Origin of the sequence: Alkaliphilus metalliredigens QYMF (genome assembly GCF_000016985.1) — a bacterium.
Classification (GTDB): Bacteria; Bacillota; Clostridia; order Peptostreptococcales; family Natronincolaceae; genus Alkaliphilus_A; species Alkaliphilus_A metalliredigens.
In genome coordinates, this window is the sequence record NC_009633.1 from 1,415,135 (window position 1) to 1,434,278 (window position 19,144).

The 19,144-nt window shown below is 36.9% G+C and carries 17 protein-coding genes; 11 read left to right on the forward strand and 6 right to left on the reverse strand.

Features of this window, described 5'->3' with window-relative positions:
• The first annotated feature begins 137 nt into the window (after positions 1-137).
• A complete protein-coding gene (locus AMET_RS06705) occupies positions 138-4,433 on the forward strand; it encodes an acyl-CoA dehydratase activase-related protein (RefSeq protein ID WP_041721454.1) in 4,296 nt (1,431 codons plus the stop codon).
• A gap of 85 nt (positions 4,434-4,518) precedes the next feature.
• Here AMET_RS06705 and AMET_RS06710 read toward each other — a convergent pair whose 3' ends face one another.
• The gene (locus AMET_RS06710) at positions 4,519-5,079 is read right to left on the reverse strand and encodes a hemerythrin domain-containing protein (protein WP_012062600.1); all 561 of its coding nucleotides are present in this window, start codon (positions 5,077-5,079) and stop codon (positions 4,519-4,521) included.
• Between the two features lie 189 nt (positions 5,080-5,268).
• Between AMET_RS06710 and AMET_RS06715 the strand changes: the two genes are divergently transcribed.
• On the forward strand, positions 5,269-6,039 hold the full coding sequence (locus tag AMET_RS06715; protein WP_012062601.1) for a DUF1385 domain-containing protein: 771 nt from the start codon (positions 5,269-5,271) through the stop codon (positions 6,037-6,039).
• A gap of 32 nt (positions 6,040-6,071) precedes the next feature.
• On the opposite strand, the gene AMET_RS24890 is transcribed toward AMET_RS06715, so the two are convergent.
• Positions 6,072-6,425: a DUF1657 domain-containing protein gene (locus AMET_RS24890; protein WP_012062602.1), complete on the reverse strand. Its 354-nt coding sequence runs from the start codon at positions 6,423-6,425 to the stop codon at positions 6,072-6,074.
• A gap of 160 nt (positions 6,426-6,585) precedes the next feature.
• On the reverse strand, positions 6,586-7,242 hold the full coding sequence (locus AMET_RS06725; RefSeq protein ID WP_012062603.1) for a hypothetical protein: 657 nt from the start codon (positions 7,240-7,242) through the stop codon (positions 6,586-6,588).
• Between the two features lie 239 nt (positions 7,243-7,481).
• Here AMET_RS06725 and AMET_RS06730 point away from each other — a divergent pair, with 239 nt between their 5' ends.
• The 6 genes from AMET_RS06730 to ypeB all read left to right on the forward strand — a co-directional run bounded on the left by AMET_RS06730 (position 7,482) and on the right by ypeB (position 13,258).
• Positions 7,482-7,721, forward strand: a complete 240-nt coding sequence (locus AMET_RS06730; protein WP_041720455.1) for a hypothetical protein — start codon at positions 7,482-7,484, stop codon at positions 7,719-7,721.
• Between the two features lie 184 nt (positions 7,722-7,905).
• The gene (locus tag AMET_RS06735; protein ID WP_012062605.1) at positions 7,906-8,133 is read left to right on the forward strand and encodes an alpha/beta-type small acid-soluble spore protein; all 228 of its coding nucleotides are present in this window, start codon (positions 7,906-7,908) and stop codon (positions 8,131-8,133) included.
• Positions 8,134-8,376: 243 nt separating this feature from the next.
• Positions 8,377-9,510, forward strand: coding sequence for a rod shape-determining protein RodA (gene rodA / locus AMET_RS06740; protein WP_012062606.1), 1,134 nt, complete (start codon positions 8,377-8,379; stop codon positions 9,508-9,510).
• A gap of 217 nt (positions 9,511-9,727) precedes the next feature.
• Positions 9,728-11,086 carry a magnesium transporter gene (gene mgtE, locus AMET_RS06745; protein ID WP_012062607.1) on the forward strand — a complete coding sequence of 453 codons (1,359 nt, stop codon included), beginning with the start codon at positions 9,728-9,730 and terminating at the stop codon, positions 11,084-11,086.
• Positions 11,087-11,207: 121 nt separating this feature from the next.
• A complete protein-coding gene (gene sleB / locus AMET_RS06750) occupies positions 11,208-11,891 on the forward strand; it encodes a spore cortex-lytic enzyme (RefSeq protein ID WP_012062608.1) in 684 nt (227 codons plus the stop codon).
• Between the two features lie 17 nt (positions 11,892-11,908).
• A complete protein-coding gene (ypeB, locus tag AMET_RS06755; RefSeq protein ID WP_012062609.1) occupies positions 11,909-13,258 on the forward strand; it encodes a germination protein YpeB in 1,350 nt (449 codons plus the stop codon).
• A 232-nt stretch (positions 13,259-13,490) separates the two neighbouring features.
• Here ypeB and AMET_RS06760 read toward each other — a convergent pair whose 3' ends face one another.
• Positions 13,491-14,531, reverse strand: a complete 1,041-nt coding sequence (locus AMET_RS06760) for a YheC/YheD family endospore coat-associated protein (protein WP_083760874.1) — start codon at positions 14,529-14,531, stop codon at positions 13,491-13,493.
• A gap of 198 nt (positions 14,532-14,729) precedes the next feature.
• Here AMET_RS06760 and AMET_RS26850 point away from each other — a divergent pair, with 198 nt between their 5' ends.
• Complete coding sequence (locus AMET_RS26850; protein ID WP_012062611.1) at positions 14,730-15,362, forward strand: hypothetical protein; 633 nt, start codon at positions 14,730-14,732, stop codon at positions 15,360-15,362.
• A gap of 196 nt (positions 15,363-15,558) precedes the next feature.
• A complete protein-coding gene (locus tag AMET_RS06770; RefSeq protein ID WP_012062612.1) occupies positions 15,559-15,927 on the forward strand; it encodes a zinc ribbon domain-containing protein in 369 nt (122 codons plus the stop codon).
• A gap of 14 nt (positions 15,928-15,941) precedes the next feature.
• On the opposite strand, the gene AMET_RS06775 is transcribed toward AMET_RS06770, so the two are convergent.
• Complete coding sequence (locus AMET_RS06775) at positions 15,942-17,306, reverse strand: IS4-like element ISAme1 family transposase (RefSeq protein WP_012062613.1); 1,365 nt, start codon at positions 17,304-17,306, stop codon at positions 15,942-15,944.
• 202 nt (positions 17,307-17,508) lie between these two features.
• Between AMET_RS06775 and AMET_RS06780 the strand changes: the two genes are divergently transcribed.
• Complete coding sequence (locus AMET_RS06780; protein ID WP_012062614.1) at positions 17,509-18,321, forward strand: ATP-binding protein; 813 nt, start codon at positions 17,509-17,511, stop codon at positions 18,319-18,321.
• A gap of 69 nt (positions 18,322-18,390) precedes the next feature.
• Here the strand turns inward: AMET_RS06780 and AMET_RS06785 are convergent, their stop codons facing one another.
• Complete coding sequence (locus AMET_RS06785) at positions 18,391-18,981, reverse strand: hypothetical protein (protein WP_012062615.1); 591 nt, start codon at positions 18,979-18,981, stop codon at positions 18,391-18,393.
• Positions 18,982-19,144 lie beyond the last annotated feature (163 nt).

Below are 19,144 nucleotides of genomic sequence, written 5' to 3' on the forward strand. Positions count from 1 at the left end.
GTAGGCTTCACAATTAAAGTAGCATGATAATTTGAATAAAAGAAGTATATAAATAAAAGTAACATATGATTAAAAGAAAACATAAAACCTGAGGAGATCAATATAAAAAAGCCTTTGGGAGAGGTAGGATGAAATTTATGAAAAATGCAGTCTATTTAGGGTTGGACGTTGGCTCAACAACGGTGAAATTAGTTGTTTTAGACAAAAATTACAAACTGATCTACAATCGATACGAAAGACATTTTGCTGATATTAAGAGAACAATTCGTCAATTAATTAATGAATCAGATCAGTTTTTAAGAGGTAAGGATGTCATGGTCATGACGACTGGATCTGGAGGATTGGCTGTTTCAAAATGGATTGATATTCCCTTTATACAAGAAGTAGTCGCAAGTACCCACGCCATAGAGATCCTTCACCCTCATGCAGATGTAATCATCGAGCTGGGTGGAGAGGATGCAAAAATAACATATCTTCAGGGACAGCTAGAACAACGGATGAATGGGACCTGCGCCGGTGGGACGGGAGCATTCATAGATCAAATGGCCGCTTTGATGCAAACCGATGCATTAGGGCTTAATGAACTTGCAAAAACCTATGGGGTATTATATCCCATTGCATCTAGATGTGGTGTTTTTGCAAAAACCGATGTACAGCCACTACTAAATGAAGGTGCAGCTACTGAGGATATTGCAGCTTCAGTTCTCCAGGCTGTTGTGAACCAAACCATAGGAGGATTAGCCTGTGGAAGACCCATTAAAGGAAACATTGCTTTTTTAGGAGGTCCCCTCTATTTTCTATCTGAGCTAAGAGTCCGTTTTATTGAGACATTGAAACTTTCACAGGAGCAGGTTATCTTTCCTAAAAATGCACAGTTGTTTGTTGCTATAGGAGCAGCTCTAAATGCAAAAAATGAAAAAGGGTTTTCCTTTGAAAATTTAAAAAGAAGAGTTAATCAAGCTGATGTGCCATTGATTCAAGAGGTTGGGTCCTTAAAGCCTCTCTTTTCAGATGAAGAGGCATATGAGGGTTTTACAAATCGCCATAAAAAGCATGTTGTAAAAAGACAAGAACTAAAGAGCTTTAAAGGCAAGTGTTTTTTGGGGATTGATGCAGGGTCTACCACCACAAAACTAGCCCTAATTGATGAATCTGGTACATTACTGTATTCCCATTATGGAAGTAATGAAGGGAGCCCTTTGCGTTCAACAACCAGTGCTTTGAAAAAACTGTATGCAGAACTGCCAGAGGAAGCTGAAATTGCAAAAACCACGGTCACTGGATACGGAGAAGCATTAATTAAAAGCGCATTGTCTATAGATATTGGAGAAATTGAAACAATAGCCCATTATAAAGCCGCAGATTTTTTTCTGCCTGGGGTGGAGTTTATTTTAGATATTGGCGGTCAGGATATGAAATGTATGCGTGTAAAGAATGGTATGATTGACTCTATTTTACTTAATGAGGCATGTTCTTCTGGATGCGGATCTTTTTTAGAAACCTTTGCCAGCTCCATGAATTTAAAGATTCAAGAGTTTGCAGCCCTAGCAATCAAGTCTCAAAGACCTGTGGATTTAGGCACCAGGTGCACCGTATTTATGAATTCACGTGTCAAGCAGGCACAAAAAGAAGGGGCGACCATTGGGGATATTGCAGCAGGATTATCTTACTCAGTGATTAAGAATGCTCTTTTCAAGGTAATTAAAATTAGAGATACAAAGGAGTTAGGTGAAAAAATCATTCTCCAAGGAGGCACATTCTATAATGACAGTGCCCTAAGGGCATTTGAATTGATTACAGGCTGTGAAGTTGTTAGGCCAGATATTGCGGGCATTATGGGTGCCTTTGGGGCTGCATTAATTGCTCAGGAACGCTATATCCAAGGCAAAAAGAGCACAATTCTTCCTATGGCCCAATTGAAGGATTTTCAGATGACTTCTAGCACAAGGCGATGTGACCTATGTGGTAACAACTGTCTTTTAACCATGAATCAATTTTCTGATGGAAGAAGGTTTATATCCGGAAATCGCTGTGAAAGAGGAGCCGGTTTAGAGCAAAAAAAAGAAACTGTACCAGATTTATATGATTATAAATATAAGCGCGTATTTGGTTATGTACCATTAAAGGATGAGGAAGCACCCCGAGGAACTGTGGGAATCCCCAGGGTACTTAATTTATATGAAAACTATCCTCTCTGGTTTACTTTTTTTACGGCATTAGGATTCCGGGTGATCGTATCTCCCCGTTCGTCAAAGGAAATTTATGAAAAGGGAATTGAAACCATTCCTTCGGAGTCGGTATGCTACCCTGCTAAACTTGTACATGGACATATAATGAGTTTAGTAGAAAAGAAGATTAATTTTATTTTTTATCCCTGCATCACCCATGAACCCAAAGAACAACAAGGGGCAGATAACCACTTTAATTGTCCTATTGTGACCTCTTATCCCGAGGCAATTAAAAACAATATGGAGGTCGTCGAGGAGAATCATATTACCTTTATGAATCCATTTCTTCCCCTACACAATAAAGTGAGACTTCAAGAACGGTTATTTGAAGAGCTTCAGAAAATGGGAGTCAACCGAGATGAAATCAATCAAGCCCTAGAATTAGCATGGAAAGAATCAGATCAAGTCAAGAATGACATCCAAGCAAAGGGAGAAGAGGTGCTACAGTACTTAAAGGATACAGGGAGAAAAGGGATTGTTTTGGCAGGGCGCCCCTATCAAATTGACCCAGAAATACATCACGGCATTTCAGGTCTGATCACCTCTTTTGATATGGCAGTATTGACAGAGGATTCTGTTGCACACCTAGGCCATGTGGAAAGACCGCTACGCATTGTTGATCAGTGGGGATATCACTCCAGATTATATGCAGCAGCAAGCTTTGTTTCTACCAATTCAAATCTTGAGTTAATTCAATTGAACTCCTTTGGCTGTGGACTTGATGCGGTGACAACCGATCAAGTACAGGAAATACTGCAACAATATGGAAAAATTTATACAACATTGAAAATAGATGAAGGTAATAATTTAGGAGCCGCAAGAATTCGGATTCGATCACTAAAGGCGGCAATGGAAGAACGAGAAAGAAATCATTATAAGCCGGTGAAAATTGAAAAGAAAAATGAAAAAGCCATATTTACCAAGGCGATGAAAAAGGAACATACAATACTTGTTCCTCAAATGTCACCGATTCATTTCCAGTTTGTAGAACAAGCATTTAAAGCCTCTGGGTATAAAATGGAAGTATTACCTTCTGTAGATAGTCAGGCGGTAGATGAAGGTCTAAAGTATGTGAATAATGATGCTTGTTACCCCTCTATCATTGTAATAGGACAATTGATTGCGGCGCTCAAATCAGGAAAATATGATGTGAATCGCACATCAGTACTGATTTCTCAAACTGGAGGAGGCTGCCGAGCCACCAACTATGTAGGATTTCTAAGAAAGGCCCTAGAGGATTCTGGTTATCATCATGTACCAGTGATCTCCCTTAATGCCATTGGGATTGAGAAAAACCCAGGGTTTAAGATTACGCCAATTCTACTTCACCGGGGTATGAAAGCCCTTGTTTATGGAGATTTATTGATGCGGGTATTATATGCCATTCGTCCCTATGAAACAATTCCAGGCTCAGCAAATTTACTCTATGATAAATGGGTAGCCATATGTAAGAAATCCGTATATGAAGGAAACTTTAAAGACTTCAAAGAAAATGTGAAGAAAATTGTAGCGGATTTTGATCAATTAGAAATCAAAAACATTGAAAAACCAAGGATCGGGTTGGTAGGAGAAATTCTTGTTAAATTTCATCCCACTGCCAATAATGAAATTGTGAAACTGATTGAGGAGGAAGGGGCAGAGGCTGTGATGCCAGATTTAATCGACTTTTTCCTTTATTCTGCATATAATCAAGACTTTAAGCAGCGGTATTTAGCAGGAAGCAAAAAAGCTAAGTTCATAGCAAGCACAGCGATTAAAGCCATCGAGTATTACCGAAGGGTTATGAAGGTGGCACTAAAGTCTAGCCAACGCTTTGAAGCTCCTAAGTCAATTGAAGAGTTAGCTGAAGATGCATCGAAAATTCTCTCCTTAGGAAATCAAACAGGAGAGGGATGGTTTTTAACCGCAGAAATGATTGAATTGATTGAAACAGGTGTGCCTAATATTGTTTGCATGCAGCCATTTGCCTGCTTACCTAATCATGTGACTGGGAAAGGTATGATTAAGAAGCTGAAAAGTCATTATCCTCATTCTAATATCGTTGCCATTGACTATGATCCTGGGGCCAGTGAGGTCAACCAGCTCAATCGAATTAAATTGATGTTAGCAGTGGCCTTTAAGAACCTACAAGAAAAGCATGAACCAAAGGAAGTCCCTATTGAGAAAGAAAAAAGAGAAGAAAAGAACATTTCTCAAGGTTCATAGTTACAGAATATAAGATATGAAAAAAACGCCTAGGATCAATTGATCCTAGGGGTTTTTATCTTGCTATGGAGAAAGAAGGTTTTACTTACAGTGAAGCAAGAGTAGCTTCTAATTCTTCTAATAATTGAACATATTTTTTTTCTGTTGTATCACTAGCCAGGCGCTCTTTAGCTGCTTCAAAATCAACATCTAATGTTTGAAGACTTTCCTGGGACAGCTGTGATTCAGCAAAGTTAAAAATAGCATTATCCTCTTTGTCGATGTGACGATAGAGAAGGTCGGTGTAACTGATGGCATTGGCAATAATGTCTACCTTAGCATCCTCATCTCCTGCTTCTGCAGCATGGAGTGCTTCCTCCAGGGTTTTGATATGTAGTCTACCAAGGTCATGCTCTGCCAACATACCGAAAATAGGTCCTTGCTCAATGGCCTTTCCTAACTCAGAAGACATTTTGAGAAATAAAATATCCTCCTCTTTACCATGATGAAACTTATCTGCATAGTTACGGATAAAATCAATGGCGTCATGGAACCCCTTATAATACACTTCCTGTGTTTTAAAAGTGTGAATAGAGAATCCTCGAACTACTTTTAACATACGTAAAATATATTGGTGTTCGTCCCTTAATACTTGAATGGCTTTCATAAAAAAACCTCCTTAATTAGTTGTAATCTGTAACTGTAGTATATTCTAAATATTACCTTCATGATGTGACTTTAATCATATGGATGCTGTGACTTTCGTCAATGTAATCTATCCTGTTGAAAAATGTCATTGTCGTCTATAATAGAGATAGAAATATAATTATATAGATTAGGAAAGTAGGTAGGTAAAATGAAATTGGGGGGCTATGCACATTTCAATGGAATTACATTTTTTACCGAGGCATTTAAGATAAAAACCATAAAAAGACAACAGAAAATGCATTTTGAAATGAAATGGATTCAAAACCCAAAGTGGATGAGGAAGATAGAAAAAGTTCCTTTGCTAGGTGGCATATCAGTACTATATTACCAATGGAATCTTTTGAGCAAAAAAATAAGAGCACTCTTTATACTAATGATTCTCATGTTAATAGCAGAAGAATATCTGTCATCATCTTTTTTTAGTCCATTCCATGCTGTGGAACGATTTTCATTTTTGATTTATGGTGGAATACTTTTGTTTGCATTTATTAATTTGAAGAATATTATTAGACTCTTTCGATATCATGGAGCAGAGCACAAGGTAATTAATTGTTATCTGGCCCATGGGTATGTCACCATTGATTTGGTAAAGAAGGCTTCTCGATTCAACTCAAGATGTGGATCCAATATTGCAGGTATTTTTCTGCTGTTCTATGGAATCATATGGTGGCTAGGCATTGACTCACTGGTAGTCATACTCATTTTCTTTTTACTAGCAATACAGATTGCTAAATTCTTTGCAGTAAGGCAGTCTAAAATGCAAAAATACATTTCCTTTTTACAATGGATTACAGTACTAGAGCCTAAAGAGGCAGAAATGAAGCTTGCGGTGGCTGGATTCTATAAGCTACAGATCGCCTATGACATTTGTCGGAGGGAAAAAGCACAACAAAAAATAAATGAAATGGAGGTTGGTTAAACCCCCATTTTAAATCTAAACAAAATGATGCCTTACTTCAATTTATTTTGTTGCTTATTTTGCATTTTGTTTTGTAGCTGTTGTTGTTGCTGTTGTTTTTGTTGTTCTTGTTGTTGGCTGTTTGACATTTGAGATTGAAGTGAATTTTGTTGTTGATTTTTTGGCTGTTGCATTCCCATAGTTTCCTGTTGATATTGAGGTTCCTCACTATTCACATAATCCACACGAGATTGTAGCATTTGAACAGCGTTGTCTAGATTTGAAGACAGCTGACTGTACATTTGCTGCGCTTGCTGGTCTTCAGTATCCATAGAGAAAGTCTTTAGATCTGCTTGCAAGCCTTTTGCAGTAGTTAAAGCCTGTTGAAGCTTATTAATAACTGTCATTTTTTTGCCTCCTATAGTTTAATGATTTTTTAGCACAGTTATATTTTGTACACAAAGACCAAAAAATCACCTAGAAAAATAAGGAAACAGAAAAAATAAAGAAACAGAAAAAAGACCATGGGAACATGGTCTTTTACTAACAAAACAAAGATTGGTTATTTTACTTTTTATAAATTTTCTGTAGATAGCCATCCTGACCTTCAAGCAACTGTGCCTCGTAAGTATAGTTTGGATTGGCATTTTCAATAAATGCATTAATCCAGCTAAAGCGAAGTTGATACATGATACTTGAATCCATTCCCACTTGATCCCAATAAGGTCTGTGTAGACAACGGGTGGTTTGCCATTCTAAATGTTCGGCCTCTGTTATCGTGAGACTGTTGACATTATCACAAGGCATACCATCTAATAAGTAATTGTTTAATTCTTTATGCAGTGCCGGGGCATTTAAAGGTAGATCCCCTTGGGCTACACCTAAACCAGTTGATTTACCTTGACTGATATAAAGTGGTTGAATGTGGTTAACCACTTCATTTCCGTACCTTTCAATCATATTTTTTAATGTGGCTGCTTGTCTTGTTTCGGCAATTTGGATCCGATTTTGTAACCAACCATGAATATTATTGGTGTCGATTAAATTTTCTAAGGGCAACTTTGGTAGATAAGTTCCAAAGTGTGCCTCTGCAGCTTCTCCAATTTGCTTCGCATCATCCCCATATATACTGGTAAGGTGATTAACAGTAGTTGTCTCTAACTCCTCAAATAAAACAATCTTATTAAATAACCAATGGTGAATAGGTCCTAAAAATGCACTCATTATTTTTCCTCCTTTTTATTATCTTTGGAAATTCCTAAGACTACAGTCCAGTGGGAATCGAAACTCCCGCTAAATTAAGTCTCCTTATTAAACATAGCATACCCAAAAAAAGAGTTGTTGAATATGATGAATGTCACAAGAAGAAACTTTTTATTATAACCTATCACACTTTTTTTATTTCCACATAAGATAGAGTAAGTGTTATAGAATAACATTAATTTGATAAAGGAGTGTTATTTATGAGTGAAGCTAAGGCAACGAATCCAAATGACATACTAGGATCATTCTTTGGTGGAATTGGAAGAGGCAAAAGCCAATTTAGTCCAATACTGATTTGTATTGTTCTTTTTTTACTCTTTGGCCAAGGTGGAAAAGGTTGTGGAATTGGGAACATTTGGGCTAAGTTTGATGAGAATTTGATTCTGGTATTTGTACTGTTATTGATTTTATTTGGAGGCGGCGGATTATTTAAGTTTTAATAAAGTACCAAAAGTGCCAGGGAGCTTCTGGCACTTTTAATTTTGCATAAAACCAAACATTGTAATTTAAAACATCTTGTGGAGAGTCTCCTATTATTTACAATGATTAAAAGTACAATGAATACAAATAATAGGAGTGTAGCAAAGGCTACAAACTAAAAACGACACAAGGAGGATAAGCATTATGCCAAACAACAATAACAGTGGAAGTAGAAACAGAGTAGTGGTGCCAGAAGCACGTCAAGCATTAAATTCTATGAAGACAGAAATTGCAAATGAACTTGGATTATCAAACTATGAGCAAATGGATAAAGGAAATCTAACAGCTCGACAAAATGGCTATGTTGGTGGATATATGACTAAGAGATTAGTTGAGCAAGCTGAAAGAAGTATGAGTGGAAAACAACAATAGTCCTAAATTATAATGAGTGTTTCACACAATCTTATACAAAATAAAAGCAAAGCCCTAGAGGCTTTGCTTTTATTTTGCCCTATAGAGCCTTGGACTAGTGTAAAATTAAGTTGAAAAATAGCTTTAATTAGAGTAAACTAGTTATGTGAAGAAGCATTGAAGACTTCCTAATCGTGATTGATTTAGGCGAGCTTATTAAAGCATCCCAAATAGTACTGTTGTATTTAGAAAGGAGGATGTGGTGTGAGGATTGATCATCGTTTAGCTCGCAAGATTGACTTTGGACTTATTGCCGTTGTATTGATTATTTGCATTATAGGTGTCATGATGGTAGGAAGTGCTACGGAAGGTGCCTTAAGTAACAGACATATACGAACCCAGATTATATCAGTTCTGATTGGTATAGGTGCTATTATTGCAATCATGCTCATAGACTATAACAGTCTTTCAAGAATGTATATTCCTATTTATATTTTGTCGAATGCACTACTCCTGGCAGTACTTGTTATGGGGACAGGACAAGAACAGTGGGGTGCCAATAGATGGATTCGAATCGCTGGATTTCAATTTCAGCCAGCGGATTTTGCCAAAATAGGCATCATCATTTGCTTAGCAAAAATGATAGATGATAATAAGGAATCAATCCACAAAATTCCTACCCTAATGAAAATTATTGCATTTGCAGGTCTTCCCATGCTATTGATCATGAGACAGCCTGACCTAGGAACCACCATGGCCTTTGCATCCTTCACCTTTGGGATGCTTTTTATAGCCGGATTGAGATATAAGCATATATTAATAACAGGAATTATGGGAGTGGTAAGTTTACCATTTATGTGGTTTGTGGTCTTAAAAGGTTATCAGCAGCAAAGAATATTAACCTTTTTGAATCCTGAGTTAGATCCCCAAGGCGCAGGATATCATATTATTCAATCAAAGATTACAGTTGGTGCTGGAAGGACCCTAGGGATGCGTTTAGAAAACTTTCTGGGGATTAATCCACCGAGCACAACTTTTTTTCACCATTTTGGCTTTTTACCAGAAAAACATACAGACTTCATTTTTTCAGTCATTGCCCAAGAGCTTGGTTTCGTTGGGTCGATTGTCCTGTTGATATTGTATGCGATTCTTTTGATCAAGTGTATGAATGTAGCTAGAGAAGCAAAGGATGATTTTGGAAAATATATCGTAACAGGGATTACATTTATGTTGGCATTCCATATTATTGCAAACATTGCAATGACCATTGGATTGATGCCTGTAACTGGAAAGCCCTTACCATTTGTCAGCTATGGCGGTACATTTATGCTCTCAAATATGATTGCGCTAGGATTAGTTTTAAATGTTAATATGCGACGTGATAAGATTAATTTCTAAAAAACCCTATCCAGGCTAACAATTAGAGATAGATATCAAATACACTAAATAAAATTTTAAATAAATATAAATAGAGAAGCGAGGAGGTGGTAGAAATGGATGCAAGTCCCAGGTACGATTGTGGGTCTGGCAGTGAAATAATCAATACTTTAGAAGAGGACACTTCTGCCCCCTCGGTAGGTATGCACTCTTCTGAATAGGAGAGGTGAAAAAATGAATGAATGAAAGAATGAATGAAGAAATGAATGAAAGAATTTTAACACTGGTTGAGGAAAAGAAATTTGGGGTTTTAAAAGAAGAACTAATCGAAATTATGGCAGTTGATATTGCAGAAATATTTGATGATCTTGATAAAAAACAAAGTGTGATCGTGTTTAGATTGTTAACAAAGGATCAAGCCGCAGATGTTTTTTCATATTTGTCATCGGAACAAAGAAGAGCAATTGTAGAGGCAATCCATGAAACCCAGTTGAATGAAATACTAGAGGAATTATTCTTCGATGATAAAATTGACTTTTTAGAAGAAATGCCAGCTAATGTCGTGAAACGTATTTTAAAGTCTTCCACAGAAGAAGAAAGAAAACTAATCAATCAGTTTTTAAAATACCCAGAAGATTCTGCTGGTAGTTTGATGACCATAGAATATATAGACCTAAGAAAAGAAATGTCTGTGAAAGAGGCTTTGGCCTATATAAAAGCAAATGGAGTCGATAAAGAAACAATCTATATATGTTACGTATTAGATGAAAAAAGAAAGCTTGAAGGTCTTGTTTCTCTCAGAAAGCTGGTTTTATTAGACGAGAAACTATTGATTTCCGATATCATGACTGAAGAATTCATTGCCACCCATACATTAGATGACCAAGAAGAAATTGCTGCACTATTTAAGAAGTACGATTTACTTACTTTACCCGTGGTAGATCGAGAAGAACGTCTAGTTGGAATTATTACCATCGATGATATCATGGATGTTGTTGACCGGGAAAATACGGAAGACTTTCAAAAGATGGCTGCCATGGAGCCCAGTGAAGAGGAGTATCTTGAATCAAATGCATTTGCTTTGGCCAGGCGAAGAATTCCTTGGTTAATGCTCTTAATGGTTTCAGCCACCTTTACAGAAGGAATCATTGGTCGTTTTGAAAATGTCTTGCAGGCCGTTGCAATTTTAGCTGCTTCTATTCCTATGCTCATGGATACAGCAGGTAATGCGGGTTCTCAATCATCTACTTTAATTATCAGGGGAATGGCCTTAGGAGAAATCGAGTTAAAAGACTATATCAAGGTCTTTTGGAGTGAGTTTAAGGTAAGTATCATCGTAGGGGTTGCATTAGGTTTTATAAACTTCATTAGGATGATGATTTTTGTAAGAGCAGGTTTGGGTTTTGCAATTACAGTATCAGTGACCTTGGTAGTGACCATCATGATGGCAAAAATGGTAGGGGGAACTTTGCCAATATTAGCAAAGAAACTGAAGTTAGATCCTGCTATTATGGCAGGTCCTATGATTACCACCATTGTGGATGCTTTAGCTTTAATTGTATACTTTAATATTGCAAGTACGCTCTTAGGACTTTAATACATCAAAATATAAAGAAGGATAATCGTTAAAACACGATTATCCTTCTTTTTTGTGGATAAAACCCCAGGATTCAGATAAAAATATAGGTAGCGGTAATCATGATGAAGGAGGGAATTCAATGAAAAAGTCAGTATGGATTTTGCTGACAATTGTCATTAGCGTTTTAGCAGCCAATGTAATTTACTATGATTCTATTTATGCACAAAATCTTTCATGGGGATCTAGTGGGGGAGAGGTAACTGATTTACAAGAACGGTTAACCAGATGGGATTATTATGACGGACCCATCAGTGGCACTTATGGACCCCAAACCCACGAAGCTGTTAGGTTATTTCAAAGAATAAATGGATTGACCGTGGATGGGATTGTAGGCCCCCAGACCAGAGGCGCATTAGGTATGGGAACCACAGCTACCCCTCCCACCCAATCAGTCAGTAGGGGTGTCTCTAGGAGCGATGATGTGGAATTACTAGCCAGGACCATACACTCTGAATCAAAGGGAGAACCCTATGAGGGACAGGTAGCGGTAGGTGCAGTAATACTCAATCGAGTAAGCGATGCGGCATTTCCAAATACTATGGCTGGGGTAGTCTATCAACCCTGTGCCTTTGAACCAGTTAAACGAGGGACAATTAACGAAGCACCAAATGATTCCGCCTATCGAGCGGCCCGAGATGCACTGAATGGATGGGATCCAACAGGAGGCGCACTTTACTTTTGGAATCCAGTCACAGCTACTAGTCGATGGATTTGGACTCGGACCATTACGCTCACAATTGGTAGACATGTATTTGGAAACTAAAATTAAGGAGGGATCAAATGAGAAAATACATTATACCTGGAGTATTATCCATTGCATTGGTGGCAACAGCAGTCTGGGGGTATTATCAATATGGTGAAAGAAATGACTATCATACATATTTAGATATACAATTTCAGAGACAATTTTATGACATGATTGGCCATGTGGAAAATCTTCAGGTGGATCTAGCAAAAGCCATGGTATCGGGCTCAAATCCAGAGACCATTAAACACTTAAATAGTACCGTCCAACAGGCTTATTTAGCCCAAGAAAAAATGACACAGCTTCCTTTCTATCATGGCGCAATTAGGCGAACCGAAGAATTTCTCAGTCAGCTAGGAGATTATACCACAGCCATGGTAAACAAAAGTTTGGAGGGGCAACATCTAGAACCAGATGAGATGCAAACCCTAGAAGAGCTTCATCAATATGCCAACTACCTATCGCAACAATTGATTGAACTACAACAAACCGTTGCTGCCGGGGGGATTAAATTTGGTGATTTAAGAAGAGAAGGAAATCGAGATCTAGGCAGTGTAAGTGATCAAATGAAGGATTTTAATTTAATAGATATTGAAGAAAGAATAAACGAGTATCCAGAACTCATTTATGACGGACCCTTTTCAGAGCATCTAAAGCGGGTGGCGCCAAAATTAGAAGGGGAAACAATCAGTGCACAGCAAGCCATTGATATTGCCAATGAAAATTTTGCAGATCAAAATTTTGATGAGGTTGTGTTCTTTCAAGAAATAAATAACACATCAATTAAAGGATATTACCTAAGAGCAACAAAAAATGGTGCTGATGAAGGACAAGAAGTATCCATGGCCATTAGTCAGGTAGGTGGACATGTTGTGTGGTATTTAGACCCTAGGGAGACTGGAGAAAGTCAGCTAGACAGACCAGAAGCCATCGAAATCGCAGAGGAATTCTTAGAAAAGCTAGGCTATGAAAATATGGTATCAACCTATTTGATGGCATACGAAGGACAGACGATTATCAATTTTGCCTATGAGCAGGATGATGTGATTGTTTATACAGACCTAATTAAAGTAAAGGTAGCCCTTGATAATGGAGAAATTATTGGATTCGAAACGGAGGGGTACCTAATCAATCATCATGAAAGGGACATCCCAGAGCCTAAGTTGACTGAGGAAGAAGCCCAGGAAAAATTATCTAGTGCTGTAGAAGTGGATAATGTAAGACTTGCGTTGATCCCAGTGGCAGGAAATCATGAGATTTTAACCTATGAGTTTAAGGTGCAGTTTGGTGAAGACAGATACCTCATCTACATTGATGCAGAAAGCGGTGAACAAAGACAAATTCTACTGATGATTGAAGAAGAAGACGGAACATTAGTGATATAGGAAAATCATATTTGATTCCCTTAAAGAAAATGAATCTAGGCACTATATTTTGGGACTATTGCAAAAGTAAATTGATTTATGAAAAAGAAACTCCACAAAAAGGAGTTTCTTTTACGTAGAATGGTAGAATCATAGATAAGAAAATGTGCTTACTGGGAATTAGGTGATACATTAGAGTTAGTGATGAAGGATGAAAGTAAGGTATTTGTAATCTTTAGACATTGAGGGAAAGTCAGTGGGTGGAGAGATAATAAGCATATTCCATAGGTCTGCTGTAGATTAGTTGTTTATGCTTAAAGTTCTTAATGTCTTTGTATATGCTCTTTTGAGGGCTACCGTTAAGTTCAATAATCCATAACTTCATTTCTTCGTCTAATACGAAGTCCACACTTATTTCTCCAAGCAATCCCATATGGGTTTCTAGTACTTGTGCGGCATTTATACTGATACGGTTAATTGATTGGAGAATATTTTCTTTCATTTTTTTCAAGGGAAATATCTGATCGAGAATTTTTTCAGCATCATAAATTGATTCATATACGCTAGTGTTAAAATAATGTTTATTAGCCACTCTACAGATCGTGGTGGAAGGCGTCCATTTCCCTCGAATGTCTTTTTGGACAAGGACCCGAATATCATAATACTGGTGATTTATTTGATTTGACTGAATTCCCTTCTGTACTATAAAAATTTTTTCATTGAGGAGTTCGTCTAATCGTTTCTGTAAATCTTCATTTTTTCTGCAAATAAATCTAGGGGGTAAGCTGTGTAAAGAGATATAAGTGTCTCCATTTTCTTTTAGCTCTACCCGATATACGCTTTTTCCTTTATTTCCATATGCGGGCTTTATGTATACTAATCTGTATTTCTTTAATAGTTTTGTTACATTCACCTCATTAAATAAAAATGTGTCTGGTATATATCTTTTGAGGTTCGATTGTTTTAATAATGTATAGACTTCCCATTTGTTAAACCAATTTATTCGATTAAAACACTTGTCTTGGCCAATTATATTATTAAGGCGTTGGATGGTTATTGCTTTTTTATTGTAATAATGATTATAAACGGCATGAGGAAAAGGAAACATACTTTCCTTCCATTTATTATCAACAAGACTAAGTCCAAGAATTTGTTGTTTATTCCAAAAAATAGATGATGATGTAAAAGCGTAAAGATTCAGGTTTAGATTGTGAAAACCTTGATAAAGTTTCAAAATTCTTTTTCTGTTCTTTGAAGTATGTACCCAAATACCTATTAATGGACCTTCATACAACTTTATCACTTCCTATCATTTTAATCTCTTTCTTTATCTTATGCTACAGTAGAGATATTGGTATATGAAGATAACAATGCTGCAGAAAAATATAGGGTGAAATTTGCATTCTTTTATATTGGATTTGCTTTATTTTTCATCACAGCTGGTGCAATTTTGAATAGAATGAAGTGACCTTAATAGAAAGGATGTGAAAGTATGGGAAGATGTATTTGTCCTCCAGGGCCTCCGGGGCCAGAAGGACCAGAAGGACCAGAAGGACCACAAGGACCACAAGGACTTCAGGGACCAGAAGGACCAGAAGGACCAGAAGGGCCAGAAGGGCCAGAAGGACCGCAAGGACCAGAAGGACCGCAAGGACCAGAAGGACCAGAAGGGCCAGAAGGACCAGCTGGACCAGCTGGAGGAATATTAAACTTTGCAGATTTTTATGCGTTGATGCCCCCTGATAATGCAGCAACAGTTGCACCTGGTACAGATGTAGAGTTTCCCCAAGATGGGCCTACTAGTGGGACTTCCATTACTCGTACTGGTCCCAGCACATTTGAATTGGCTGAGATTGGCACTTATCAAGTCTTGTTCCAAGTGAGTGTGGATGAAGCGGGCCAACTTATTCTAACTCTTGATGGTGCTGACCTAGCATATACAGTGGTTGGGCGGGCAACGGGTACAACTCAGATAGTAGGAATTGCTCTTGTAGAGACGACAGTCATAGATTCGATACTCACTGTACGAAATCCCGCAGGTAATGCAACGGCACTAACGATTACTCCTTTAGCAGGAGGAACAAGGCCAGTTTCGGCACACCTTGTTATTACGCAAATCGCATAGCGTGAAAATCTATAAAAAGTTATGTGTCAATGTTGGAAGTAGGTATTTCTATCAAATACCTACTTCTTTATTTTTTTGGAGAAAAAAGTATATCATAATTAGTTGATGAAGCTCATCAGATAAAATTTCAACTGTAAACTTTCATAATAAGTTGAATAAAATGGCAGTAAGGATATACTTAAAGGGAGATGAGAAAATGAGTTTGATGGAAAAATTTATGAACTCTGCTTCAAAGTCAGCAAAGACCATGGGACAGAAATCTTCAGAGATGGTAGAAGTTGGAAAACTCAATATGAGTATTAATAAAAAAGAAGATTTAATTCAAGAGAGATATGAGGAGATCGGAAAGTATGTCTATGCAAGGCTAAAGCGATATGAATTTGTTAGCAAAGAAGAGATTGGACATTTAATTACGGAATTGAATACATTAAATCGAGATATAGAGGAATTGGAAAAGCATGTGTTGAATATCAAAAAAATAAAATATTGTACAGATTGCAAACTTGAACTAGAGGAAGAGGCTGCCTACTGTCCCCTTTGTGGTAAATTAATTCGTAATGGATAATCATAGGCGTTAACCTAAGCAATATTTTGGAAATTAATTTCGAGAAAAAAGTATTCCTGTAGTATTTCAAACGTTGTTTTTCTCTGACGCTTATCATGCAAACTTTTTTTACTCATTTTCTTGAAAAGTCTTTCAAGAAAATGAATATTTGGTATTGTTAATTGAAGCTTTAGGGCTATCTCATTAGCATGAATTGCAAAAATACTTACAAATCGCAACATACTTAAACTTCTTGTGAAATGTTGATTTGCTGGTATATATAGAACATTGTATAAAGAAAACATGGCAACTACTGCTATTAAGCGCCCATATATCAAACACTCTAGCTGGTATTTACCACAAGAGCCTATTTTATCAATATTTAAATAGCTTTTTAATGATTTAAATACGAGTTCAATTTGCCATCTTGCTCTATATAAATCACAAGCAGCTTCAGGAGATAACTTATCTTTTGTAACATTTGTAACAATAATATTCCATGCCAGCAATTCAGTTTCTTTCGCACTAAGTTGTTTGCCTTGGGCTTTAGCCTGTTGGTTAGCCTTGCGTCTACGTTGATTCACCACTTTTTCTGGCAGGCGAATGGCTACAAAACGACATTTAAGTTGTTTTTTATGGGCTATTCCCAGAAAAACTTCTGTATCAACCACAGTACCCTTTAGTAAATCAGTCAAATCCACCTTAGTTAGTTGTCCTGACTTTTCTACGTAAACAATAGAGTTTTTCTTGATTCTAGTGAGATAGTAACTACCTTTTGTTGATAGTTTTTCAAAAAATGCTTTGCTAAAATATCCTAGGTCTGTTATTAGCAATTCACCTGGATTAACCATGGCAAGTAACTTATCGTTATAGGTAGTATCAGCGCCAGGAGCCTTTGTTATTTCAAGGCTTGAAAATCTAGCAGGAATCAAACTATAAATGCCTTGGACTTTTAAAGAAGATTTAGCATTGCGTCCACCTAATCCGGGGTACAGAGCCACCAGCTTATCCGGCAAAGTAATTTTGGTACTATCACATATCTTTACATCCTTAAACTGCTCAAGAATAGCGGCAGTTTTTACAGGGATTACACTATTCATAGATTTTTGCATCATATGTTTAAATGTTTCCTGTAAAAATAAAGAAGATTTTTTCAGTCTTTTATACACTGCTTCTTTGGAGATTGTTAAGCCTGGTTGAAATGCTTGGCATTTAGATGCAATTTGGTTTAATGAGGGGTTTGCTATATTTAGCAACCCGAATGTGAAAACCTTAAGAATTGTATCAGGCAACATGCCCTTTTGACGCTTCAATAAACCTGTGCCTATGGCAATTTCCATAATTTTATTGTTATCAAACAACCGAATAAATTGTATAATAAGTGATGAAGATATCTTCATGGGAATCTCTCCTTTGTGATGTGATGGTCACTTTGAGATTCCCATTTTTCATGCTTTTTTTCAAATGTAATTTTTACCTTGGAATAACATGGGTTAAGTTAACGCCTATGAATGGATAATAAGATTGTGCTAATTATCACATACACAGGAATAAAAGTCAGTTAGAATAAACATAAAGAAGAAATTAAAGGAGAGGATATAGATGGCAATTCGACAAATTTTAAAAATTGATGAGGAAAAATGCGATGGATGTGGTTTATGCATACCTAACTGTGCTGAAGGAGCTATGCAAATCGTTGATGGGAAAGTGAAGCTCATCGATGATAAGTATTGTGATGGACTAGGGGCCTGCCTAGGACATTGTCCACAGGATGCATTAGAGTTAATAGAGAGAGAAGCACCAGAATATGATGAGGAAGCTGTTATTGAGCTGTTGGCAAGTCAAGGAAAAACATTTACACCACAGCATAATGAGACAACTGAAAAAGAAGCCCATGGCGGACCTCATGGACATACACATGAAGAAGAAAAAAAGGGTCATGATCATGGCGGTCACGGATGCGGATGCCCAGGAAATCAAATGATGCAATTTGATCAGGAAGAAGAGAAGGCAGAGACTGTGGAAAGCAATGATGTAGAGATTCAAATTAAATCTCAACTCAAGCAATGGCCAGTTCAATTGAAGCTAGTTTCACCTAATGCCCCTTATTTCCATCAAGCGGATTTACTAGTCACAGCCGATTGTGTACCAGTGGCTTTTCCTAACTACCATTTAGATTTATTAAAGGGGAAAGCAGTGGCTGTGGGATGCCCTAAGCTAGATGATGTTAATTTTTATGTAGATAAATTAGCTCAAATGATTGAACTTAACGACTTTAAATCAATTACAGTAGCCTATATGGAGGTTCCTTGTTGCCAAGGGATTGTATGGGCAGTAGAGGAAGCCATTAAAAAGTCAGGCAGAACTGTACCTTTAAATAAAGTAAAAATTGGTCTCCAAGGTAATAAACTATAATTAAAGTGAATATTCTAAGTATGAAAAAACGCCAATGGTTGGTTGAACCATTGGCGTTTTTATAACTTTTTATAGTTTTTTATAGTGGGGAAGGGTGGAAACGCGACTTATGTCTATTTTGATTCCCTTATGCAATAATATATCTTTTTCTACTCGCTCATATTTGCATTCTGTGAAAGAAATTTGACATTGAACACGATGCTTGCAGGTGTGGCATGCAATTTTATGCATTTGAATTTTTTGTTTTTCCGCAAGACTAAGTAAATAGATATGTTCTTTTTTATTTGTCACTGTTTCTTTAATGAAAGACTTGACAGCTTTGTAATAGTGAGACTTAACAAGCATGATTGCCTTCCGGCGATCCTGAGGACGAACCAATTCAATTGAAACAAAGTTATTTTTTATATTACCTCGAATGGTGGGGGTATGAATCTCTACTGTGATATCCTCATAGGGAATATCAAGATAGCTAACAGTGGGTATAATACGACCATGGATTTTTACTTGAAAAATATTATCCAGGTTATAACTTTCTTCATATTCAACCTTGAAATATTGATTGAAGACATAACTTCGACTATATTTTGAATACAGATATAATACCCAAAAAATCATAGTAATTAATAAAATTCCCAATAAGATGACCGAGCTCTGTTCCATTGCTGCACCTCCTATTTATATTGTACCACAGGTTTACATAAAACTATTAGTGGTTAAATTTGGTGGTGAAAAAATTGAGGGATTATGGGATTTAGAACTAAGTGATTAACACAAAATCATGATTTTGTGTTAGTCACTTAAAGGAGATTCTTGCATTTTTTCG